The following is a 20,166-nucleotide window of genomic DNA, read 5'->3' on the forward strand; positions in this document are numbered from 1 at the left end:
CGAACGACGCCCCGGGCCATCCATCGGTTGGCCCGGGGCGTCGTCGTTTCAGGCGGTCAGGCGATCGACCGGTCGTCAGCCCAGATCGAGCGCATTCGTCAGGTCGCCCGGCGGCGTCGCGCCGCGTGCGGCGAACGCCTTGTTGCGCACGACCACGCCGTCGAGCGGCGCGAGCCCGTGCACGCGGCTGATGAAGCGCAGGATCGAGTTCGTGTCGTACAGCGTGTGGTCGACGAAGCCCTTTTTCGCGAACGGCGAGATCACGATCGCCGGAATCCGCGAGCCGGGGCCCCAGCGGTCGCCGACCGGCGGCGCGACGTGATCCCACCAGCCGCCGTTCTCGTCGTGCGTCATCACGATCACGGTGTTTTCCCATTGCGGACTGCGCCGGATATGGTCGATCACCGTCGCGATGTGACGGTCGCCCGATTCGATGTCCGCGTAGCCCGCGTGCATGTTCAGGTTGCCTTGCGGCTTGTAGAACGTGACGGCCGGCAGGCGGCCCGCATCGATGTCGGCGATGAAGCGGTTGGTCGACGGCTCGTCGCCGAGCCCTGCGTCGCGCAGGTGCTGGCGGCGGGCCTCCGTGCCCGGCGCGAAGTTCACGAAGTAGTTGAACGGCTGGTGGTGGTACTGGAAATCGGGCACGGTGCCCGTGTCGCGATGCTCGAGCGCGTACTGCCACGCGCCGCTGTACCACGCCCAGTCGACGTTCTTCTCCGACAGGCGGTCGCCGATCGTGGCGTAACCCTGCGGCGGCATCACGCGATGGTCGGCCGGATCCGCATAGGCGGCATTGCCCGGATCGGGCGGCGGCACGTAGCTTGGCTGGTACGGCGGCGCCATCGTGTTCACGCCGTAGCCGTCCGGCGTCAGCGGGCCGTCGACCGCGAACTTCGGCGGGCCGTCGAGCGCGGACGCGGGCGAATCGTCGGCGAGCTTCAGGCGCGTGCCGGCCGGATCGTCGCCTTCGACCTTCGACAGCAGTTTCGCCGCATGCGGATGCTTGTGCGCGTCCGGATACAGCGGCGGCTGCGCGGAGATCAGGAACATGTGGTTCATCCACGAACCGCCGAAGGCCGCCATGAAGAAGTTGTCGCACAGCGTGTATTGGCGCGCGAGATTCCACAGCCGCAGCGAATCGGCCGAATTGCGGTAATGGCCCATCACGAGGCCGCCCGAGTCGGCCCACGCGACGAACTGGTTGTTGCGGCCGGCCGCGATCTGCATCTGGTTCTGGTAGAAGCGGTGCCACAGGTCGCGCGTGATCACGCCGTTCGGCAGCGGCTTGCCCTGCGCGTCCGCGATCCGGAACGGCGCGTTCGGCAGCTTGTCGATGTCGCGCTCGGTGATCGCGTAGCGCTTGCCGTCCACTTCCTGCGCCTGCGGCACGAGCCCGCCCCAGATCTTCGGCAGCACGGGCAGCGGCGTCTTGCCGTCGCGATCGAGCTGCTGCGCGTGGTCGGGCCGCACCTCGGCAAGCGGATGCTGCACGCCGGGGAAATCGCCGTACAGGTTCGAGAAGCTGCGGTTTTCCGCATAGATCACGACGATGTGACGCACGCGCTGGCGCAACGCTTCGTCGATGCGCAGGTCGGCGGCCGAACGCGGCGCGCTGCCGGCGGTGGTTTCGCAGCCGGTGAGCGCGACACCGGCGCCGAGCGCGGCGAGGCCGCCGAGCACACGGCGGCGGTCGGGATCGGCGGGAAGGTCGTCGGGGCGATCGGGGGTGTCGTTCACGTCGTGTGCTCCTCGAAGGGCGGGTGGGGGTTGTCGTTCGATGCGTGGCGGTGCTGCTCAGGCTGCCGCGACGCGGGACGGAATGCAACGGACGGTGTTGCGCACCGGCGGCGCGACGCGACTGTCACAAAAATGTCATGAGCGCGACTATAACGCGTCAAGGGGGGCAGATGAAAGCCGTTCGTCGGACGATTCGACTTGCGTGCCGGGCGATGCGCGACGCCGTTGCGCGAGCTAGACTGGATTCAGGGGCGGCGCGCCGCGGCGTGCCGCCCGGGCGAGGATCGCCCGGCGGCGCCGGCCGACGGTGTTGCCGAGGCGTCATGGATGCAACGAACGAGGCGACGATGGCGCGGATGAAGATCGCTTCCGCATGGCCGCCGAGGTCGCGCGCCGCTCGTGCGCGCGTGCCTGCGTGAGCGTACGCCGCGCAGCGCAGCCGGCCGGCCCGATGCCATGGACAGGAAATTCGACTACCCGGGATTGCTGATCGCGGCGGGCTTCTTCGTGCTGTTCGCCGCGCAGTTGCTGATGCTGCACCCGTCGTCGGCATCGATCGCGTACAGCGATTTCCACCGGCTTGTCGTCGCGCGGCTCGTCGACGATCTCGAGGTCGGCCCCGCGTCGATCTCGGGCACGCTGAAGATGCCGCAGGCCGGCACGATGCTGCCGGCATCCGAAGCCGCGGTCGTGCAGCAGGCCGGCGCGCCGTGGCGTTTCACGACCAACCGCGTGACCGACGAGCACCTGACCGATACGCTGACCGCCGCCGGCATCCGCTATCACGGCGCGCCCGACACGGGCTGGATCGCGTCGCTCGCGTCGTGGCTGCTGCCGCTCGTGCTGTTCGTGTTCGTGTGGAACATGATGCTGCGCAAGCGCGGCGGGCTGCAGGACTTCACCGGGATGGGCAAGAGTCGCGCACGCGTGTACGTGCAGCAGGAAACCGGCATTACGTTCGACGACATCGCGGGCATCGACGAGGCGAAGGCCGAGCTGCAGCAGCTCGTCGCGTTCCTGCGCAATCCCGACCGCTACCAGCGGCTCGGCGGCAAGATCCCGAAGGGCGTGCTCGTCGTCGGTGCGCCGGGCACGGGCAAGACGCTGCTCGCGCGCGCGGTGGCCGGCGAAGCAGCCGTGCCGTTCTTCTCGATCAGCGGCTCGGCGTTCGTCGAGATGTTCGTCGGCGTGGGCGCGGCGCGCGTTCGCGACCTGTTCGAGCAGGCCCAGCAGAAGGCGCCGTGCATCGTGTTCGTCGACGAGCTCGATGCGCTCGGCAAGGTGCGCGGTGTCGGCCCGATGTCGGGCAACGACGAGCGCGAACAGACGCTCAACCAGCTGCTCGTCGAGATGGACGGCTTCCAGGCCGGCTCCGGCGTGATCATCATGGCCGCGACGAACCGGCCGGAGATCCTCGATCCCGCGCTGCTGCGGCCGGGCCGCTTCGATCGTCACATCGCGATCGACCGGCCCGACGTGAACGGCCGCCGGCAGATCCTCGGCGTGCACGTGAAGCGCGTGAAGCTCGCGGCCGACGTGGATCTCGGCGAGCTCGCGTCGCGTACGCCGGGCTTCGTCGGCGCCGATCTCGCGAACGTCGTGAACGAGGCCGCGCTGCATGCGGCCGAACTCGGCAAGCCGGCGATCGGCATGGCCGATTTCGATGAAGCGATCGACCGCGCGCTGACGGGCCTCGAACGCAAGAGCCGCGTGATGAACGAGCAGGAGAAGCTGACCATCGCGTATCACGAGGCCGGCCATGCGCTCGTCGCGGAAAGCCGCGCGCATTGCGACCCGGTGAAGAAGGTGTCGATCATTCCGCGCGGCGTGGCTGCGCTCGGCTACACGCAGCAGGTGCCGACCGAGGATCGCTACGTGTTGCGCCGGAGCGAACTGCTCGACCGGATCGACGCACTGCTCGGCGGGCGCGTGGCGGAAGAGCTCGTGTTCGGCGACGTATCGACCGGCGCGCAGAACGATCTCGAACGCGCGACCGCGATGGCGCGCCACATGGTCATGCAGTACGGGATGAGCGAGAAGATCGGGCTCGCGACGTTCGACGACGGCGATGCGCGACAGGGCATGCCCGGTGCGTGGCATGCGGGCGACGGTCGCTGCAGCGAACATACCGCACGGATGATCGACGACGAGGTGCGCACGCTGCTGACCGATGCGCATGCGCGGGTGGCCGCGACGCTCGGCGAACGCCGCGATGCGCTCGAAAGGATCGCGCGACGGCTGCTGCAATGCGAGGTGCTCGAACGCGACGTACTGCTGGCGCTGATCGACGGGCGCGCCGAAGCGCCGCCCGCCACGTCGGCGACACCCGGTGACGACGCAGGTGCACGCGGCGGCGCCATCGAAACGGAGCAGGCCTCCGCGGTCGAGCGCGAATTCGTCGCGTACGGACGGCCGCGCGAACCCGATCGCTGAACGCGCGGCACCGACCGGCGACCGGCGCGCGTCGACAGGTCGACGCGCCGCATTTCCTTTCCCACTTTCCAGTCACGGAGTCGCCATGAGCGACGCGCACGTATCGGTGGATGTCGCGCAGCAGGCGCGCTTCCGCTTCGAAGTCACGTTTGCCGGCACGACGCTGTCGCCGGTGCTGATCGACGAGCCGCCGCCGCTTGGCGAAGGACGCGGGCCGAACCCGATCCGGCTGCTGGCCGCGGCCGTCGCGAGCTGCCTGTCGGCGAGCCTGCTGTTCGCGCTGGACAAGCAGCACGTCGATCCGCAGCCGGTCGCCGCGCATATCGACGTCGACATGGTGCAGAACGAAGCGGGCAGGGTGCGTGTGGGCGCGATGTCCGTACGCCTGTCGATCGGCAGGACATGGGCCGACCTCGCGGCGGCGACGCGCGCGCTTGACCGGTTCGATGCGTATTGCGTGGTGACCGAGAGCATGCGAGCGGGCATCCCGATTTCGGTCGACGTGTGCGACGTGAACGGCGCGACGCTCGAAATCGTCGCGACGGATGCGTGAGTGCGCGTCAGCGCGTCAGGATTCGGTCGCGGCCGCGACTTCGGCTGCTTCGGCGAGCGCGTCGAGAAAACGCGTGCGCCACCAGTGCACGTCGGTCTTGCGCACGATCGCCATCAACGCCGTATGACGCTGGCGCCGCTCTTCAAGCGGCATCGTGAGCGCGCGCTGGATCGCCTGCGCGGTGCCTTGCGTATCGTACGGATTCACGAGCAGTGCCGACTTCAACTGTTCGGCCGCGCCGGCGAAGCGCGACAGCACGAGCACGCCCGGATCGGCTGCGTCCTGCGCGGCGAGGAATTCCTTCGCGACGAGGTTCATCCCGTCGCGCAACGGCGTGACGAGCGCGACGCGGCTCGCGCGATAGAGGCCCGGCAGGCGCTTGCGCGCGACGGTGCGGTGAATGTAGCGCATCGGCATCCATTCGAGCTCGCCGTAGTCGCCGTTGATCGCGCCGCACAGGCTGTCCATCTCGCGCCGCAGGTCGTCGTATGCGCCGAGATCCTCGCGGCTCGGCGCGGCGATCTGGATCAGCGTCGCGCGGTCGCGGTTCTCCGGATACTGTTCGAGCAACTGACGGAACGCATGCACGCGTTGCGGCAGGCCTTTCGTGTAATCGAGCCGGTCGACGCCGACGAGCAGCTGGCGGCGCGAATATTCGTCGCGCATGCGCTCGAACATGTCGAGGCCGTCGCGATCGCGTGCGAGCGATTCGAATTCGTCGACGTTGATGCCGATAGGAAATGCGCCGGCCGACAGTGTGCGGCCGAATGCGCGCAGGCGGCCGTCCTGCAGCCGTGCCGCGCCGGCTTCCGCTTCGACGTAATGCTCGAAGTGGAGCAGGTCCGATTCGGTCTGGAAGCCGACGAGGTCGTAGGCGAACAGCGAGCGCATCAGCCATTCGTGTTCCGGGATCGCGGCCATGATCGGCGGCGGCGGCATCGGAATGTGCAGGAAGAAGCCGATCGGATTCGTGCAGCCCATCGCGCGCAGTTCGGCAGCGAGCGGAATCAGCTGGTAGTCGTGCACCCAGATGGTGTCGTCGGGCCGCAGCAGCGTGCGCAGCTTGCGCGCGAACAACTGGTTCACGCGCCGGTAGCCGTCGGCGAAGCGCCGGTCGAACTGCGCGAGATCGAGCCGGTAGTGAAACACCGGCCACAGCACGTTGTTCGAATAGCCGAGGTAGTACGCGTCGTAATCCTGCGGATCGAGGTCGATCGTCGCGAGCTGGATGCCGCCGACGTTCTGGATCTGCACGTCGTCGCCATGCGAGGGTTGATCGTCGCCGCGTAGCCTGCCGCTCCAGCCGAACCATACGCCGCCGGTTTCCTGCAGGCTGTCCTTCACGGCGACGGCGAGGCCGCCTGCCGCGGCTTTACGGGGATCTGCGATGCGATTGGATACGACGACGAGTCGGCTCACCAGCTCTCCTGACGATTGTTGGGGGAAAGGTTCGTGCGGCCAAGGCGCGAGAAGCAGACGCCGCCATCGACGCGCGGTGCGCGATGCGAGGGGGCCGCAAGGCGATCGGACGGGAGTCAGGGCACGCGATTCGCCGTCCGGTCGGGGAGTGCTTTTTTAGGATACTCGTCATTCGTTCGTTTTAAAAGACCGTATCGACGAACGACGCCGGCGCACATGTAGCGCGATATCCATGACGACGGTGTGGCAACGCGCGATATCCGGGCGGGAGCGAAACTTGCGCGCGCGCTGCGAATACGGCGTACGCGCATGCGATGCGGCGGAGCGGACGAACGACGCGCGATCGCGCGTGACGTCCTGCATGCGCGCATGACGGCAAGCGGATTCGCTGCCGTGACTCGTGACGCGCGACGCGTCTGCGTCGATGCGCGATCTACATGCCGGCGTGCCGGGAACGTGCGGCGCGGACCGGCGATGCGCGCCGTCGTGCGTGCGTGTTACTCGGCGCACCGGATGGCGACGATGCGCAGCTGAACCGCATGCCGCGCGTGGCCGCGCATCGTGCGGTGCGTGCACGCGCGACGCAGGCGGACAGGCGGAACAGCGTGCGCATCGTCTCCTTCTCGCCGCGTTCCGTTACGCGGCGGCCGGCTGCCAGTGCCGCATGCCGGGTTCCTGTGCATGCATGCCCGGCTGCGCCGCCTGTGCGCCGGACGGCATCCTGAACGCGGCGACCGTTTCGGACAACTCGCGGCCCTGCGCTTCGAGCGACTTCGATGCGGCCGCCGCCTGTTCGACGAGCGCCGCGTTCTGCTGCGTCGTCTCGTCCATCTGCGTGATCGTCAGGTTCACCTGGTCGATGCCGCGACTCTGCTCGGCCGATGCGGCCGCGATCTCGCCCATGATGTCCGTCACGCGCGCGACGGCCTGCGTGACGTCGGACATCGTCTTGCCGGCTTCGCCCGCGAGCGCCGAGCCGTCCTGGATCGTCTGCACCGACGCGGAGATCAGCTCCTTGATCTCCTTCGCCGCTGTCGACGAGCGCTGCGCGAGACTGCGCACCTCGCTCGCGACGACCGCGAAACCACGGCCCTGTTCGCCCGCGCGTGCCGCTTCGACGGCCGCATTCAGCGCGAGGATGTTGGTCTGGAACGCGATGCCTTCGATGATGCCCGTGATGTCGGCGATCTTCGACGAGCTGTGGCCGATCTCCGTCATCGTGTCGACCACGCGGCCGACCACCGAGCTGCCGCGCTGCGCGACGTCCGACGCATTCGCGGCCAGCGTGCTCGCCTGTTGCGCGTTTTCCGCATTCAATCGCACCGTCGACGTGAATTCCTCCATCGTCGCCGCGGTTTCCTGCAGCGACGCGGCCTGTTCCTCGGTGCGCTGGCTCAGGTCGAGGTTGCCCGATGCGATTTCGCTCACCGCGTGCGCGATGCTGTTCGACGAGTCGCGCACGCGGCCGACGATCCCGATCAGCCGCTCGTTCATCGTTCGCAGCGCGTCGAGCAGGTCGCGCGTTTCGTCGTTGCCGCTCACCTGGATGCGGCTGCCGAGATCGCCGTCCGCCACCGTGCGGGCCACGTCCACCGCCGAGCCGATCGGCACCGTGATCTTGCGCGTCAGCCACAGGCCGCCGGCGACGGCCACTGCGACCGCGATCAGGCAGATGCCGGCCAGCAGGTTGCGCTCCGCCGTGTAGCGATCCGAGAATTGCTGCGCGATCGCGAGTTCGCGTTCGTGCGTGTAGGTCGCGTATGCGTCGGTCGCGCGCACCAGCTGCGCGAGCAGCGGGCGGCAGTTGTCGTCGATGTCGGCGGTGGCCTCGTCCTTCTTGCCGGCCTGCGCGAGCCCGACGATGCGCAGCGCCACGGGCCCGTAGCTGGTTTCGACACGCACGATGTCGGCCACCAGTTCGCGTGCGCGATCGGACGTGTCGGTCGCGTTCGCCATCATCTCCTTGAGCTTCGCGAGGTGGTCCTGCACGTCCTTGTGCGCCTGGTTGACTTCGGCCAGTTCGAGCTCGACGTCGGACGGCTTCGTCACGAGCACGAGGTTGCGCGCGGCGATGGCGCGACGGTCGACCGCAGTGCGGATTTGCGCGGACAGGGTTGCCCGCGCATTGATGCCGTTCATGTAGCGTAAAAACTCGGCGTTCGTATCGGACAGCGCCTTGAGGGCCATGCCCGACACGATCACGACGACCGCGGCGAGCAGGCCGAAGCCGCCAAGGAGTTTCGTCTTGATGCTCATTCTGGCGATTTTCACGTTGTGCCTCTGCGCGAGTGGTTGGCAAATGGAATTTATTGTTCGACCAGATACGGGCTCGTGCCGGCATTAACGGGTATTTGGAATGGTTCTTTACCCTTCGAAAACCCTGATATTCGTTTTTTTAGCGATGAGAGCCTTGTCGCACGGGCATTCTTGATCTCGATCAAATACCGTCCGGATCGGCCTTGATTCAAAGGGTTTATACGCAGAATTTGAAACCGGTTTTATTGGTGAAACAAAAATCGTCTTTTTGATAATAATCGTATGATGAATTTGTTCTGATTTATGGGTGAATAAAGGAATTTCGTTGCGGGGGATTTGGGGCGGGACCCGATGCGCGTGATCGGATTGCGCCAATTCAATGGATTGGTGCAATTGGCGGATAAACGGATATTCGCGGCGGAGGGGGCGCGCCGGAAAACGGCCCGCGGCGGGCGCCGCGAGCCGTGAGAGGGTCAGAACGTGGTGCGCAAGCCGGCCATCACGCTGCGGCCGCCTTCCGGTGCGAAACCGCGTACGACCGACGTCGCGTAGCGGATCTCCTGGTTCGTCAGGTTGTCGCCGCGCAGGTACGCGAGCCAGTGCGTCGCGCCGAAGCGGAACTTGTAGGTCAGCATCACGCCGAGCGACGTGTAGCCGTCCGTCGAGAAGTCGTTGTCGGGCACGCGATGTTGCGACCATGCGTGCGTGACCTGCGCGCGCGCACCGAGCGGGCCGTAGCCGTAGTCGGCCGCGAGCGTGGCGCGCAGCGGCGCGATGCGCGGCAACGGCTGGCCCGTGTCGACGTTGCGTGCGTGCGTGTAGTCGGCCGTCAGTTCGAGATCGACCGTGTGGCCGCGCCGCGAGAACGCGCGCCACTTGCCGTCCAGCTCGATGCCGTAGAACTCGGCGCGCACGCCGCGATAGATCGCCTCGTTGAGCGAGCCGTCGGTGCCGGGCGCGACGGGCTCGCCGTCGTCGTTCACGACGCGGCCCGTGTTGTACTCGGCCAGGTAGTTCGAGAAGCGGTTGTAGAACACGCCGACGCTGCCGCGGTTCGGCCCGCTCGCATAGCGCAGCGACAGGTCGGTCGACACGGCCTTTTCCTTTGATGCGTTCGGGTTGCCGATCAGGAACTGGCCGGTCGCATCGTGCGGGCCGTTCGAGTACAGCTCGTAGAAGGTCGGCGCGCGCTCGGTGTACGCGACGTTCGCCGCAACCGACCATACCGGCGTCAGCGAGAACAGCGCGCCGGCCGACAGGCTGCCCGCGTTGAAGTCGCGCGGCTGCGCGCCCGCGAATTTCTCGACGCCGGCCGGATCGGGGTCGACCTTCACATGTTCGAAGCGGCCGCCGAGGCTCAGCTTCAGCGCGGGGACGACCTGCCATTCCTCGAGGCCGAACAGCGCGACGCTGTTGGTGCGCGTGGACGGCACGAGCATTTCGTCGCCGAGCGCGGAGAACGTGTTCTGGCCGAACTGCACGCCGATCGCGCCTTCGAACGGGCCGATCTTGCGATGGCGCGCCTCGATGCGCGCCTCGTAGCCGCGGTTGCGGAAGGTGGTCGCCGTTTCGCCGTTGTCGACTTCCTTGTGGCGGTAGTCGGTGTACGCGAAATCGAATTTCAGCTTCGTGAACGGCCCGCTGAGGTTGCGCACCTCGGAGGCGAGCGCGAGGCGTTCCTGGCGCATCCGCAGCCGCACGTCGCTTTCCGCGACGGAGCCGTAGTTCGATTCGTAACCGCTGTACGACAGGCCCGCGAAACCGTCGGCCCACGTGTACGACGCGCCGACCGCGCCGCCGTGCACACGGCCGTCGCTGTTCGGTACGTTGCCTTCCGGCTGCGGCGTGTCGGGGCCGTCGATCGCGCGTTGCTGGCTGCTGCGCGCGTAGCCGGGAATCCGCAGCTTGCTCGTTTCGCGGTCGAACGCGTCGACGTGGAACGCGAACCGGCCGTTGCCGCCTTCGACCTGCGCGGCACCGGCACGCACGGAATTGGCGCCGCCATAGCGTGCGTCGAGCGCGCCGGTCACGCCCTGGATCGCTTCGCGCGGAATCCGGTTGTCGATCGTGTTGACCACGCCGCCCACCGCGTTGCCGCCGTACAGCAGTGCGGCCGGGCCGCGCACGATTTCGACGCGCTCGATCGACAGCGGATCCTGCGGCACCGCATGGTCGTACGACAGCGATGACGCGTCGTAGGCCGCGACGCCGTTCTGCAGCAGCCGGATCCGGTCGCCGTCCATTCCGCGGATGATCGGGCGGCCGACCATCGGCCCGTAGGTGGTGGTCGACACGCCGGGCAGCCCGTTGAGCGTCTCGCCGAGCGAATCGGCCTGGCGGCGCGTCAGCGCATCGCCGGAGAGCTGGACGGTCGGTGCGATCAGCTCGGTGTCGCCGAGCGGGTTCGCGGTCACGAAGATCGGTGCGAGTGGAGCGGCGGCCGGCGCGGGGTTCGACGACGCGGGCGCATCGGCTTGCGCGTGCGCGACGGCGGCGAACAGCATCAACGAAAGGGACGAAAGCGGGCGAAGCGGTAAGCGAGGGAGGTCGCGCATGGTCGGTGAATCGGTTGGAATCGGATCGGATAACGAGCGATGCGGGCCACCGTAAGATACGATATATTGTTGCGTCATTGACGCGCAGTGACCCGTTGGAACATGGCTCGGCGAGGCTCGGCCACCCACAGTGGAACGCGTCAGACGGACGAGCCTCCAAAATGATATGTTATATCATTTCAAATTCCAAGCTTGCTGGCAGGAAGTCGTATGTTTTCCGTCGGATCGATGAAAAGCTGGCTGGAGCGGCGCGCCGCTCCCGGGAAAGGCGGGATGGGGGTGTCGAGGGCACGAGGCGGGCGGATGGCGCCGCAGCGCCCGCACGACGAGAGTGTGATAGATTTCCGGCGCGGCCAAGGTGCCGCGAACGTTCTCAGGGCGGGGTGAAATTCCCCACCGGCGGTAATCGCGCGATTGCGCGTAGCCCGCGAGCGCTTGCCGACACGCATGTGCACGGCAAGGTCAGCAGACCCGGTTCGATTCCGGGGCCGACGGTCACAGTCCGGATGAGAGAGAGCGGGGTTCGTTGCGTACGCAAGGTACGCGGCTTGTCCCTGTGCGCCCATTCAACTCACACAGGACCTATCGATGACCCAACCTGCTTCCCTTTCCCAAACCGCCGCTCCGCGTATCGCCTTCGTCCAGTCGTGCTGGCACAAGGAGATCGTCGACCAGTGCCGAAACGCGTTCGTCGACGGGCTCGCCAACGCGAACCTGAGCCAGGCGGATTGCGATTTCTTCGAAGTGGCAGGCGCCTTCGAAATTCCGCTGCATGCCAAACTGCTCGCGCAAACCGGCAAGTACGCGGCCATCGCGTGTGCCGGCCTGGTCGTCGACGGCGGCATCTATCGCCATGACTTCGTCGCGCAGGCGGTGATTTCCGGTCTCATGCAGGTGCAGCTCGAAACCGGCGTGGTGGTGCTGTCGGCGGTGCTGACGCCGCATCATTTCCACGGGGCCGAGCATGTCGCCTTCTTCCACGAGCACTTCCTCGTGAAGGGCGCGGAACTCGCGCATGCGTGCGTCGATACGATCGGCAAGGTCGCGGCGCTGAAGGCGGGATCCGTGGCTGCGGCGATCCCGCAGGCGGCCTGACCGCTTTACCGTGTGCGTACCGCTGCGTTGCTTGCGCGGCGGCACGCATGCCGGTTTGGGCGGGATGTCTTCGAAGGGGGCTGCGACACCGCGTTTCAGCCGTCGCTCAGCGCTCCGTCGGAAACCGCTCCTGCAACGTGTGCAGCCAGCGCGCGACGACATCGAGTTCGTCGTCGGAAAACCCGTCGCACAGCTTGCCGTTGAGTTCGCGCAGCAGCACCCGTGCGCGCTTGAGCGCCGCATGGCCTTCGTCGGTCAGGTACAGCCGCGTCGCGCGGCCGTCGTCCGAATCGGCATGACGCGTGATGAGGCCGGCCTTTGCCATCCGGTCGGCGAGCCCCGTCATCGCGGATGGCGCGAGCTGCAGCGCGGCGCCGACTTCACCGATCAGCGCGCCATCCTGCTTCGCGAGACAGAACAGCGCGCCGGCCTGTGCGGCGCTCGCGCGCGTTTCGGTTTCGGCCTTGCGGTCGATCCAGCGCTGCACGCGCCGCTGGCCGATGTTCAACATGAAAAACAGTCGTCGGTCTTCGCTCAAGCTGGGTTCCCGGCTGCAATGGAAAGGGAGGGACGGCCCGTGGTGCGTGGCGTGTCGAGCGCCTGCGCGAGCCAGTCGGCGACGCCCGGCCACAGCACGGTGCCGGGCCGGCTGCGAAAGAAGCCCATGTGCCCGACCGGGCCGCTGCCCGCCGCGTGCGGATCGATCTGGCGGCGTTCGACCTTCGCGCGGGTCAGATAGCTTACCAGCAGGCCGATCGCGGCCGGGTTCGCCCATGGATCGTCGTCGAAGCCGAGCGCCAGGATCGGCAACTGCTGCTTCGAGAAACGCTCGGCCGCGCCGAGCGTCGGGTCGTCGAAGAAATAATGCGGCAGCGTCGTCCAGCGGCTCCACTCGCGGAACACGCCGGCCGGCAGATCCTCGCCGAGCCCGAGCCGCTTGCCGGGCACGTAGCCGAGCAGCGCGGACATCAGCGGGCCGAGCACGCGCAGGATGAGCCGTACCTTCACGCGTTCGGCCGCCTGCGCGATCAGCCGTGTGCTGCCCGCATGCGCGGCGACGAGGACGGCCGCGCGCAGATGGGGCGTGGCGCCGGACAGCCCGATCGCATGCCCGCCGACGCTGTGGCCGACCGCCAGCAGCGGCAGCCCGTCATAAGCCTGCCGCGCCCACGCGGTCGCGGCACCCACGTCGAGTTCCATCCAGTCGCGCATGCGCGCCTGCAGCGCGCCCAGGCGCGCGGGGCGCGACGCGCCGATGCCGCGATAGTTGTAGGTCAGCGCCGCGAAACCGCGTTCGGTGAGGAAGCGCGCGAAGCCCGCATACAGCCGCTCGGGCACGGCCGTGGCCGGATGGATCAGCACCAGCGCGCGGGGCGCGACATCCGGCGACCACAGCGTGCCGTGCAGCGCATAGCCGTCGGCGGCGGAAAATTCGATGGGTTGGGAGGTCATGGCCGTCCTCGTTCCGGGTATTTATTTCGTATGCGAAATATAGTCCAGATTTATTTCGTGCGCGAAATATATATCGAGGAATCATTCGAATAGCAGACGGCGAATGACGGTGGCGGACAGAGTGAGGTCGAGGTCATTTCATAAAATATTTGCATCTTTGCATAGCAGAATATTGCGTTTGTCTCATGAATCGGATCGACGTATCTTCACCGGTTCCATCCGTTCCGCCTGCCGTCGTGCATGGCGGACACAGGGCGACGCCATCGCGCCGCCGCCCGCCAACCCTCCGGGAGATCATGTTGTCGAGCCGAATCGTCACGGCGCTCTTGCTGGCGCTTGCCGCGCAGCCGGGCATCGCCAAGGACACCGTCACGCTGCGCGTCGGTGAACAGAACTACTTCAACATCCAGGCGTCGATGGAGGCGTCCGGCGTGTTGAAGGACCTGCCTTACACGATCGAGTGGAAGCACTTCCAGGCCGCCGCGCCCGTCGCCGAAAGCCTGAACGGCAACGCGATCGACCTCGGCTTCCTCGGCGATTCCGCGCTGCTGACGCTGGCCGCGCGCGGGGCGCCCGTTAAAGTCGTCGCGGTGTCGCGGCAAAGCCTCGACGGCGTCGCGATCCTCGTGCCGAAGAATTCGCCGGTGCGTACCGTGGCCGACCTGCAGGGCAAGACCATTGCGGTATGGCGCGGTGCGTGGAGCCAGCAGCTCGTGCTGCGTGCGCTCGAACACGCGGGGCTGCGCGCCGATTCGGTCAAGTACGCGTACCTGATGCCGATCGACGCGACCAACGCGCTCGCGAACGGCTCGGTCGACGCGGTGTCGCTGTGGGAGCCGTTCGTCAGCACGCTTGCGTTGCGGCAGGGTGCGCGGCCGGTGACGACCGCGCAGGGGTTGATGCCCGCACTGAGCTTCGTCGCCGCGAACGAGCAGGCCGCCTCGGGCAAGCGCGCCGAGATCACCGATTTCCTGCGGCGCGTGGTGGCCGCGCGCCAGTGGGTCGACAGCCATCCGCGCGAATACGCGGATCTGTGGGCGAAGCGCGCGAAGCTCGAACCCGACGTCGCGTACCGCTGGCTCAACAACGCGAAGCAGCGCGTGGGCCCCGTCGACGAAGCGGCCGCGAAGGATGCACAGAACACGGCCGACTTCCTGCACAAGGCCGGGGTGATTCCCGCCGCGTACGACACGGCGAAGCTGCTCGACCGTTCTTATGCGGGCGCGTTCGCGGCACCGGTGCAAAAGACGGCCGCCGCGCAGTGACCGTGCGGCCACGTCCGCGATTCCCACGATTTCGTCGATCCCAGATCGACACACCCGAGGACATTCAGACATGCCAGTCGACATCATCGGCATGATCACCGCGACGCCCGGCGCGGAGGTCGACGTACCGGGCGGCGCGGCCGTTCAGCCCGACTACGTGCGCCGCTTCGCGCAGGCGCACGAGGCCGCCGGCTTCGACCAGATCCTGGTTGGCCATTTCAGCAACGCGGCGGACGGTTTCATCGTCGCGTCGTTCGCGGCCGCCGCGACCGAACGCATCCGTATCCTTCTCGCGCACCGGCCCGGGGTGATCGTGCCGTCGGCCGCCGCGCGGCAGATCGCGACGCTCGACGTGTTCAGTGGCGGCCGGCTCGCGCTGAACGTCGTGTCCGGCGGCGACGATGCGGACCTGCAGCGCGACGGCGATTTCGTGCCGCACGACGCACGCTATCGCCGCACCGGCGAATATATCGACGTACTGAAGCGGGTCTGGCTGGCCGACGCGCCGGTCGATCACGACGGCGCGTTCTACCGGCTGCGCGGCGCGTCGCCGCTGGTGAAGGGCGCGCAGCGGCCGCACGTGCCGATCTATTTCGGCGGGTCGTCACCGGCCGCGCTCGCGGTCGCGGGCGAGCACGCGGATGTCTACATGACGTGGGGCGAGCCGCTCGATGCGGTGCGCGAGCAGATCGCGCGCGTGCGTGCCGCCGCCGCGCCGTTCGGGCGTGCGCCGCGGATCAGCGTGTCGTTCCGGCCGATCGTTGCCGATACCGAGGCGGCCGCGTGGGAGAAGGCCGAGGCGATCCGCGAGCGCGTGCGCGCCGCGCGGCTCGCGAACGGTCAGCCGATCGCCGGCCACACCCCGCAGAATGCGGGTTCGCAGCGGCTGATGGCGGCCGCCGCACAGGGCGACGTACTCGACGAGCGGCTGTGGATGGGCGTCGCGAACCTGACCGGCGCGCGCTGGAATTCGACCGCGCTGGTCGGCACGCCCGAGCAGGTCGCGCGGGCGCTCGGTGCGTATTACCGGCTCGGTGTATCGACGTTCCTGATTCGCGGCTTCGATCCGCTCGACGATGCGCTGGCCTACGGGCGCGACCTGATTCCGGCGATTCACGCCCATGTCGCGGAACTCGACCGCTATCACGCAGCGGTGCCCGCGTAGACTTCACGTCGCCCCGGCATCGCCGTCATGGCGTGCCGGGGCGATTGCATTGAAGGCTCAGAACGACGGCAACCCCGGCGGGTTGGTCTCCGCCCGCGCGACCGCCTCGCTCTGCAACCCCCAGCGCGCAAGCGCCTGCCCGTAGCGGCCGCTGCCGATCAGCGCATTGGTCGCGAGCGTCAGCGCGGGCGCGAGCCCGCTGCCTCGGCGCGTCGCGATCGCGACATCCGCATTGGCCGGCCAGCCCGCATTGACGACGCCGACGCGGCGGATCTTGCCGCTGCGCGCGGCCTCGTACGCGAGCGACGCGTTCGGGTTCAGCTCCGCGTCGGCGCGGCCCGACAGCAGCGCGACGCGCGCCGTCGCATCGTCGTCGAAATAGAGCAGTTCGGTCGGCTTCAGCCCTTGCGCGACGTTGCGCTTGCTCCATTCGAGCAGGATGCGCTCCTGGCTCGTGCCCGCGCCGGTGATGATCCGCAGGCCGGCGATGTCCTTCGGCCCGGCGATCTTCGCGATCGGGCTGCCGGTGCGCACGTAGAAGCCGTGCAGCCCGAGCCGGTAGGTCGTGAAATCGTATTTCTCCTTGCGCTTCTCGGTCACGCCGACGTTCGAGATCACCGCGTCGTACTTGCCGGACGTCAGCCCGAGCGGCCAGTCGGCCCACGCGGTCGGCACCAGCACGAGCGTGCGGCCGAACGCGTCGGCGACGAGCTGTGCATAGTCGGGATCGGCGCCGACCACGGTACGCGCGTCGGTCGCGTAGGTCGACACGGGCGGCGCGTGCGGCGTAATGGCGACCGTGAACGCGCCGTCGCGTACCCAGCGGTAGCCGCTCGCCGCGCGGATCGCCGCGTCGTCGCGTTCCGCACGCAGGCGGCCGGCCTGGCGCGGGTCGAGATCGGCGGTCGCCGCCGCCGCGTGCGCAGTCCGCCAGGGCAGGATCGTTGCCGCAGCCAGCGCGGCGCTGATGAATTGACGCCGGTCGGTCATCGTGCGGCACCTCGCAGATCGGGAGCGGTGCGCATCACAGCACCCGCGACAGGAAGGCGCGCGTGCGCGGATGCGACGGCGCGTCGAGCACGACGGCCGGCGGCCCGGCCTCGACGATGCGCCCGCGCTCCATGAACAGCACGTTGTCGGCGACTTCGCGTGCGAAGCCGATCTCGTGCGTGACGATCACGAGCGTCGTGCCCGAACGCGCGAGTTCCTTGATCACGTCGAGCACTTCGTTGACGAGTTCGGGATCGAGCGCGGACGTCGGCTCGTCGAACAGCAGCACCTTCGGACGCAGCGCGAGCGCCCGCGCGATCGCAACGCGTTGCTGCTGGCCGCCGGACAACTGGCGCGGGTATGCGTCGGCCTTGTCCGCGAGGCCGACACGCGCGAGCAGCGTGCGGGCGGTGCGTTCGGCCGCGTCGCGCGCGACGCCGGCGACGGCGATCGGCGCTTCGATCAAGTTCTCGAGCACCGTCAGGTGCGGGAACAGGTTGAAGTTCTGGAACACCATGCCGACGGCCGTGCGCCGCTTCAGCACGTCGCGCTCCTTCAGTTCGTAGAGCACGTCGCCGTCGCGGCGATAGCCGAGCAGTTCGCCGTCGATGTCGATGAAACCGTCGTCGACGCGTTCGAGATGGTTGATCGTGCGCAGCAGCGTCGACTTGCCGGAGCCAGACGGCCCGACGATCGCGGTCACGCTGCCGCGCGGCGCGACGAACGACACGTTGTCGAGCACGCGCTGCATGCCGAACTGCTTCGATACGCCATGCACGACCACTTCGCCGCCGGTGCGCGGCGTGGCGGCTACCGTATCGGCGAGCGCATTGCCTTCGGTTTGTTCGGTCGGTTCCGTGTTGCGCGACGCGACCCGCTGCCACAGCGCGCCGATGCGCGCGAGCGCGAACGTGAGCACCGACGGCGGCGGATTGCGCAGCGCGCCGCGGGCGTAGTGCCGCTCGACCTGCACCTGGATTGCCGACAGCACGGTCAGGATGATCAGGTACCAGACGGTCGCGACCATCAGCAGCGGGATCACTTCGAGGTTGCGGCGATAGATCACCTGCACCGTGTAGAACAGCTCGGGCATCGCCAGCACGTACACCATCGACGTACCTTTCGCGAGCGAGATCAGGTCGTTGAACGCGGTCGGCAGGATCGCGCGCATCGCCTGCGGCAGCACGATCCGCGACGTCTGGCGGCCGCGCGGCAGCCCGAGCGCGGCGGCGGCTTCGAGCTGGCCCTGGTCGACCGCGAGAATGCCGCCGCGGATCACCTCCGCGGAAAACGCCGCGTGGTTCAGCGTGAGGCCGAGCACGGCCGCGAGGAACGGGCTGATCAGGTCGGTGGTCGGCGTGTCGAACCACACGATGTCGGTGAACGGCACGCCGAGCCGCACGTGTTCGTACAGGTAGCCGAGGTTGTTCAGGATCAGCAGCAGCACGATCAGCGGAATCGAGCGGAACAGCCACACGAAGGTCCACGCGCTGGCGGACAGCAGGCGCGAGCGCGACAGCCGGGCCAGCGCGACGAACGCGCCGAGCACGAAGCCGAATACCGCGCCCAGCAGCGTCAGCACCAGCGTGCGGGCGAGCCCCGACAGCACCGGCGGCGACAGGAACCATTCGGCGAACACCGGCCAGCCCCATTGCGGGTTGCCGAGGATCGAATGCAGCGTGATCGCGATCAGCACGAGTGCGAGCACGGTGCCGGCCGTGCGCGCCCGGTGGCGCGCGGGCACGATCCGGAAACGCGTGTCGGCGTTGCGCGCGCCGGGGGAAGAGAGCGGCGGCAGCGCGCCGCCGAGGTGGGTCGTGTCGCTCATGTCGTTGAAAGTCCTCGATTCGGTCGGGCGGGCGCGCCGCGCACGGGCGGCGCGGTGGCGTCAGGCGTGCGCTTCGGCCGCCGTTTCGTGCGGTGCGTCGGGCGCCGCGTGGCGGCTCGCCTTGCGCGGCAGGCCGAGGTGGTCGCGCAGCGTCGCGCCGGGCAGGTCGCGGCTGTAGCGGCCGCGCGCCTCCAGCGCCGGAATCACGAGTTCGACGAAATCGTCGACACCCTGCGCCTGCACAGGAAAACCGAGGATGAAGCCGTCGCCGGCGCCCGCGTCGTGCCAGCGGATCAGTTCGTCGGCGACGTGCTCGGCCGTGCCGATGAAGTTCGGCCGAGGCGTGGCGACCGCGAGCGCGGTCTCGCGCAGCGACAGGCCTTTCTGCTTCGCGTCGGCCTTGATCCGGTCGGTGGTCGAGCGGAAGCTGTTGCGGCCGAGCTCGCCGAGTTCGGGGAACGGCGCGTCGAGCGCGTACTGCGTGAAATCATGGTGATCGAAATAGCGGCCGAGGTACGCGAGCGCCTCGTCGATCGTCAGCAGGTCGCGGATCGCCTGGTACTTGTCTTCCGCTTCGGCGGCCGTGCGGCCGACGATCGGCCCGACGCCGGGGAAGATCTTCACGTCATCGGCTTGCCGACCGTGCTCGATTGCGCTCTGCTTCACGCGCTTCGTGAACGCAGCCGTTTCCTCGATCGACGGCGAATGCGTGAACACGGCATCCGCGTACTTGCCCGCGAGGCCGATTCCGGTGTCGGACGAGCCGGCCTGGAAGATCACCGGCTGCCCTTGCGGCGAGCGCTGGATGTTCAGCGGGCCCGCGACCTGGAAGAAGCGGCCGTGGTGATCGAGCGTATGCAGCTTGTCGCGATCGAAGAAGCGGCCGGTCGCGCGGTCGCGCACGAAGGCGTCGTCGTCCCAGCTGTCCCACAGGCCCTGCACGACGTCGAGGTATTCGTCGGCGATCTCGTAGCGCAGTTCGTGATCCGGGTGCGCCTTGCCGAAATTCTTCGCGGTGCCTTCGAGCGGCGTCGTCACGACGTTCCAGCCCGCGCGCCCGCCGCTGATCGCATCGAGCGACGCGAGCTGGCGCGCGACCGTGAACGGTTCGCTGTACGACGTCGAGATCGTGCCCGCGAGCCCGATCTTCTTCGTGGCGACCGCGAGCGCCGACAGCACGGTCAGCGGCTCGAAGCGGTTCAGGAAGTGCGGGATCGACTTCTCGTTGATGTAGAGGCCGTCCGCGACGAACGCGAACGCGATGCCGGCGGCTTCCGCCTTGCGCGCGACGCCGATCGCGAAGTCGAGGTTGATGCTGGCGTCGGGCGGGTTGCTCGGATGCCGCCATGCGTTCATGTGGCTGCCTGCGCCTTGCAGCATCAGGCCGAAGGGAATCGATCGTCGGGTCGTCATGG

Annotated in this window: 14 protein-coding genes and 1 riboswitch; of the genes, 5 read left to right on the plus strand and 9 right to left on the minus strand. The window is 68.0% G+C overall.

Features of this window, described 5'->3' with window-relative positions; translation table 11 throughout:
• Positions 1–75: 75 nt before the first annotated feature.
• Positions 76–1,740, minus strand: coding sequence for an acid phosphatase (locus AC5LXK_RS23615; protein WP_493393890.1), 1,665 nt, complete (start codon positions 1,738–1,740; stop codon positions 76–78).
• Between the two features lie 456 nt (positions 1,741–2,196).
• Here AC5LXK_RS23615 and ftsH point away from each other — a divergent pair, with 456 nt between their 5' ends.
• Both ftsH and AC5LXK_RS23625 read left to right on the plus strand, forming a co-directional pair.
• Positions 2,197–4,173, plus strand: coding sequence for an ATP-dependent zinc metalloprotease FtsH (gene ftsH, locus AC5LXK_RS23620; protein WP_493393891.1), 1,977 nt, complete (start codon positions 2,197–2,199; stop codon positions 4,171–4,173).
• An 85-nt stretch (positions 4,174–4,258) separates the two neighbouring features.
• Complete coding sequence (locus AC5LXK_RS23625; RefSeq protein ID WP_493393892.1) at positions 4,259–4,726, plus strand: OsmC family protein; 468 nt, start codon at positions 4,259–4,261, stop codon at positions 4,724–4,726.
• A 15-nt stretch (positions 4,727–4,741) separates the two neighbouring features.
• Here the strand turns inward: AC5LXK_RS23625 and otsA are convergent, their stop codons facing one another.
• From otsA to AC5LXK_RS23640, 3 genes are all read right to left on the minus strand, one after another.
• A complete protein-coding gene (otsA, locus tag AC5LXK_RS23630) occupies positions 4,742–6,145 on the minus strand; it encodes an alpha,alpha-trehalose-phosphate synthase (UDP-forming) (RefSeq protein WP_493393893.1) in 1,404 nt (467 codons plus the stop codon).
• A 636-nt stretch (positions 6,146–6,781) separates the two neighbouring features.
• A complete protein-coding gene (locus AC5LXK_RS23635) occupies positions 6,782–8,401 on the minus strand; it encodes a methyl-accepting chemotaxis protein (protein ID WP_493394040.1) in 1,620 nt (539 codons plus the stop codon).
• 473 nt (positions 8,402–8,874) lie between these two features.
• On the minus strand, positions 8,875–10,905 hold the full coding sequence (locus AC5LXK_RS23640) for a TonB-dependent receptor (RefSeq protein WP_493393894.1): 2,031 nt from the start codon (positions 10,903–10,905) through the stop codon (positions 8,875–8,877).
• 416 nt (positions 10,906–11,321) lie between these two features.
• Positions 11,322–11,478, plus strand: a riboswitch (FMN riboswitch).
• Positions 11,479–11,544: 66 nt separating this feature from the next.
• Here AC5LXK_RS23640 and AC5LXK_RS23645 point away from each other — a divergent pair.
• Positions 11,545–12,051 (plus strand): 6,7-dimethyl-8-ribityllumazine synthase, encoded by a 507-nt coding sequence (locus AC5LXK_RS23645; protein ID WP_493393895.1) that lies wholly within the window; start codon positions 11,545–11,547, stop codon positions 12,049–12,051.
• Between the two features lie 106 nt (positions 12,052–12,157).
• Here the strand turns inward: AC5LXK_RS23645 and AC5LXK_RS23650 are convergent, their stop codons facing one another.
• Both AC5LXK_RS23650 and AC5LXK_RS23655 read right to left on the minus strand, forming a co-directional pair.
• Positions 12,158–12,589, minus strand: a complete 432-nt coding sequence (locus AC5LXK_RS23650; RefSeq protein ID WP_493393896.1) for a MarR family winged helix-turn-helix transcriptional regulator — start codon at positions 12,587–12,589, stop codon at positions 12,158–12,160.
• Positions 12,586–13,503 (minus strand): alpha/beta hydrolase family protein, encoded by a 918-nt coding sequence (locus AC5LXK_RS23655; protein WP_493393897.1) that lies wholly within the window; start codon positions 13,501–13,503, stop codon positions 12,586–12,588. Before AC5LXK_RS23655 ends, AC5LXK_RS23650 begins: the two co-directional genes overlap by 4 nt.
• 296 nt (positions 13,504–13,799) lie before the next feature.
• Between AC5LXK_RS23655 and AC5LXK_RS23660 the strand changes: the two genes are divergently transcribed.
• Both AC5LXK_RS23660 and AC5LXK_RS23665 read left to right on the plus strand, forming a co-directional pair.
• The gene (locus AC5LXK_RS23660; RefSeq protein WP_493393898.1) at positions 13,800–14,768 is read left to right on the plus strand and encodes an ABC transporter substrate-binding protein; all 969 of its coding nucleotides are present in this window, start codon (positions 13,800–13,802) and stop codon (positions 14,766–14,768) included.
• A gap of 70 nt (positions 14,769–14,838) precedes the next feature.
• On the plus strand, positions 14,839–15,933 hold the full coding sequence (locus AC5LXK_RS23665; protein WP_493393899.1) for an LLM class flavin-dependent oxidoreductase: 1,095 nt from the start codon (positions 14,839–14,841) through the stop codon (positions 15,931–15,933).
• Positions 15,934–15,990: 57 nt separating this feature from the next.
• Here AC5LXK_RS23665 and AC5LXK_RS23670 read toward each other — a convergent pair whose 3' ends face one another.
• Genes AC5LXK_RS23670 through AC5LXK_RS23680 form a run of 3 tightly spaced genes read right to left on the minus strand, consistent with a single transcriptional unit; the run spans position 15,991 to position 20,164 of the window.
• Entirely contained in the window at positions 15,991–16,923 is a 933-nt protein-coding gene (locus AC5LXK_RS23670) for an ABC transporter substrate-binding protein (protein ID WP_493393900.1), read from the minus strand.
• 34 nt (positions 16,924–16,957) lie between these two features.
• Positions 16,958–18,751 carry an amino acid ABC transporter permease/ATP-binding protein gene (locus AC5LXK_RS23675; protein WP_493393901.1) on the minus strand — a complete coding sequence of 598 codons (1,794 nt, stop codon included), beginning with the start codon at positions 18,749–18,751 and terminating at the stop codon, positions 16,958–16,960.
• Positions 18,752–18,811: 60 nt separating this feature from the next.
• Entirely contained in the window at positions 18,812–20,164 is a 1,353-nt protein-coding gene (locus tag AC5LXK_RS23680) for an LLM class flavin-dependent oxidoreductase (RefSeq protein ID WP_493393902.1), read from the minus strand.
• Between the last annotated feature and the right edge of the window lie 2 nt (positions 20,165–20,166).

The organism is Burkholderia pulmonis, from assembly GCF_984667975.1.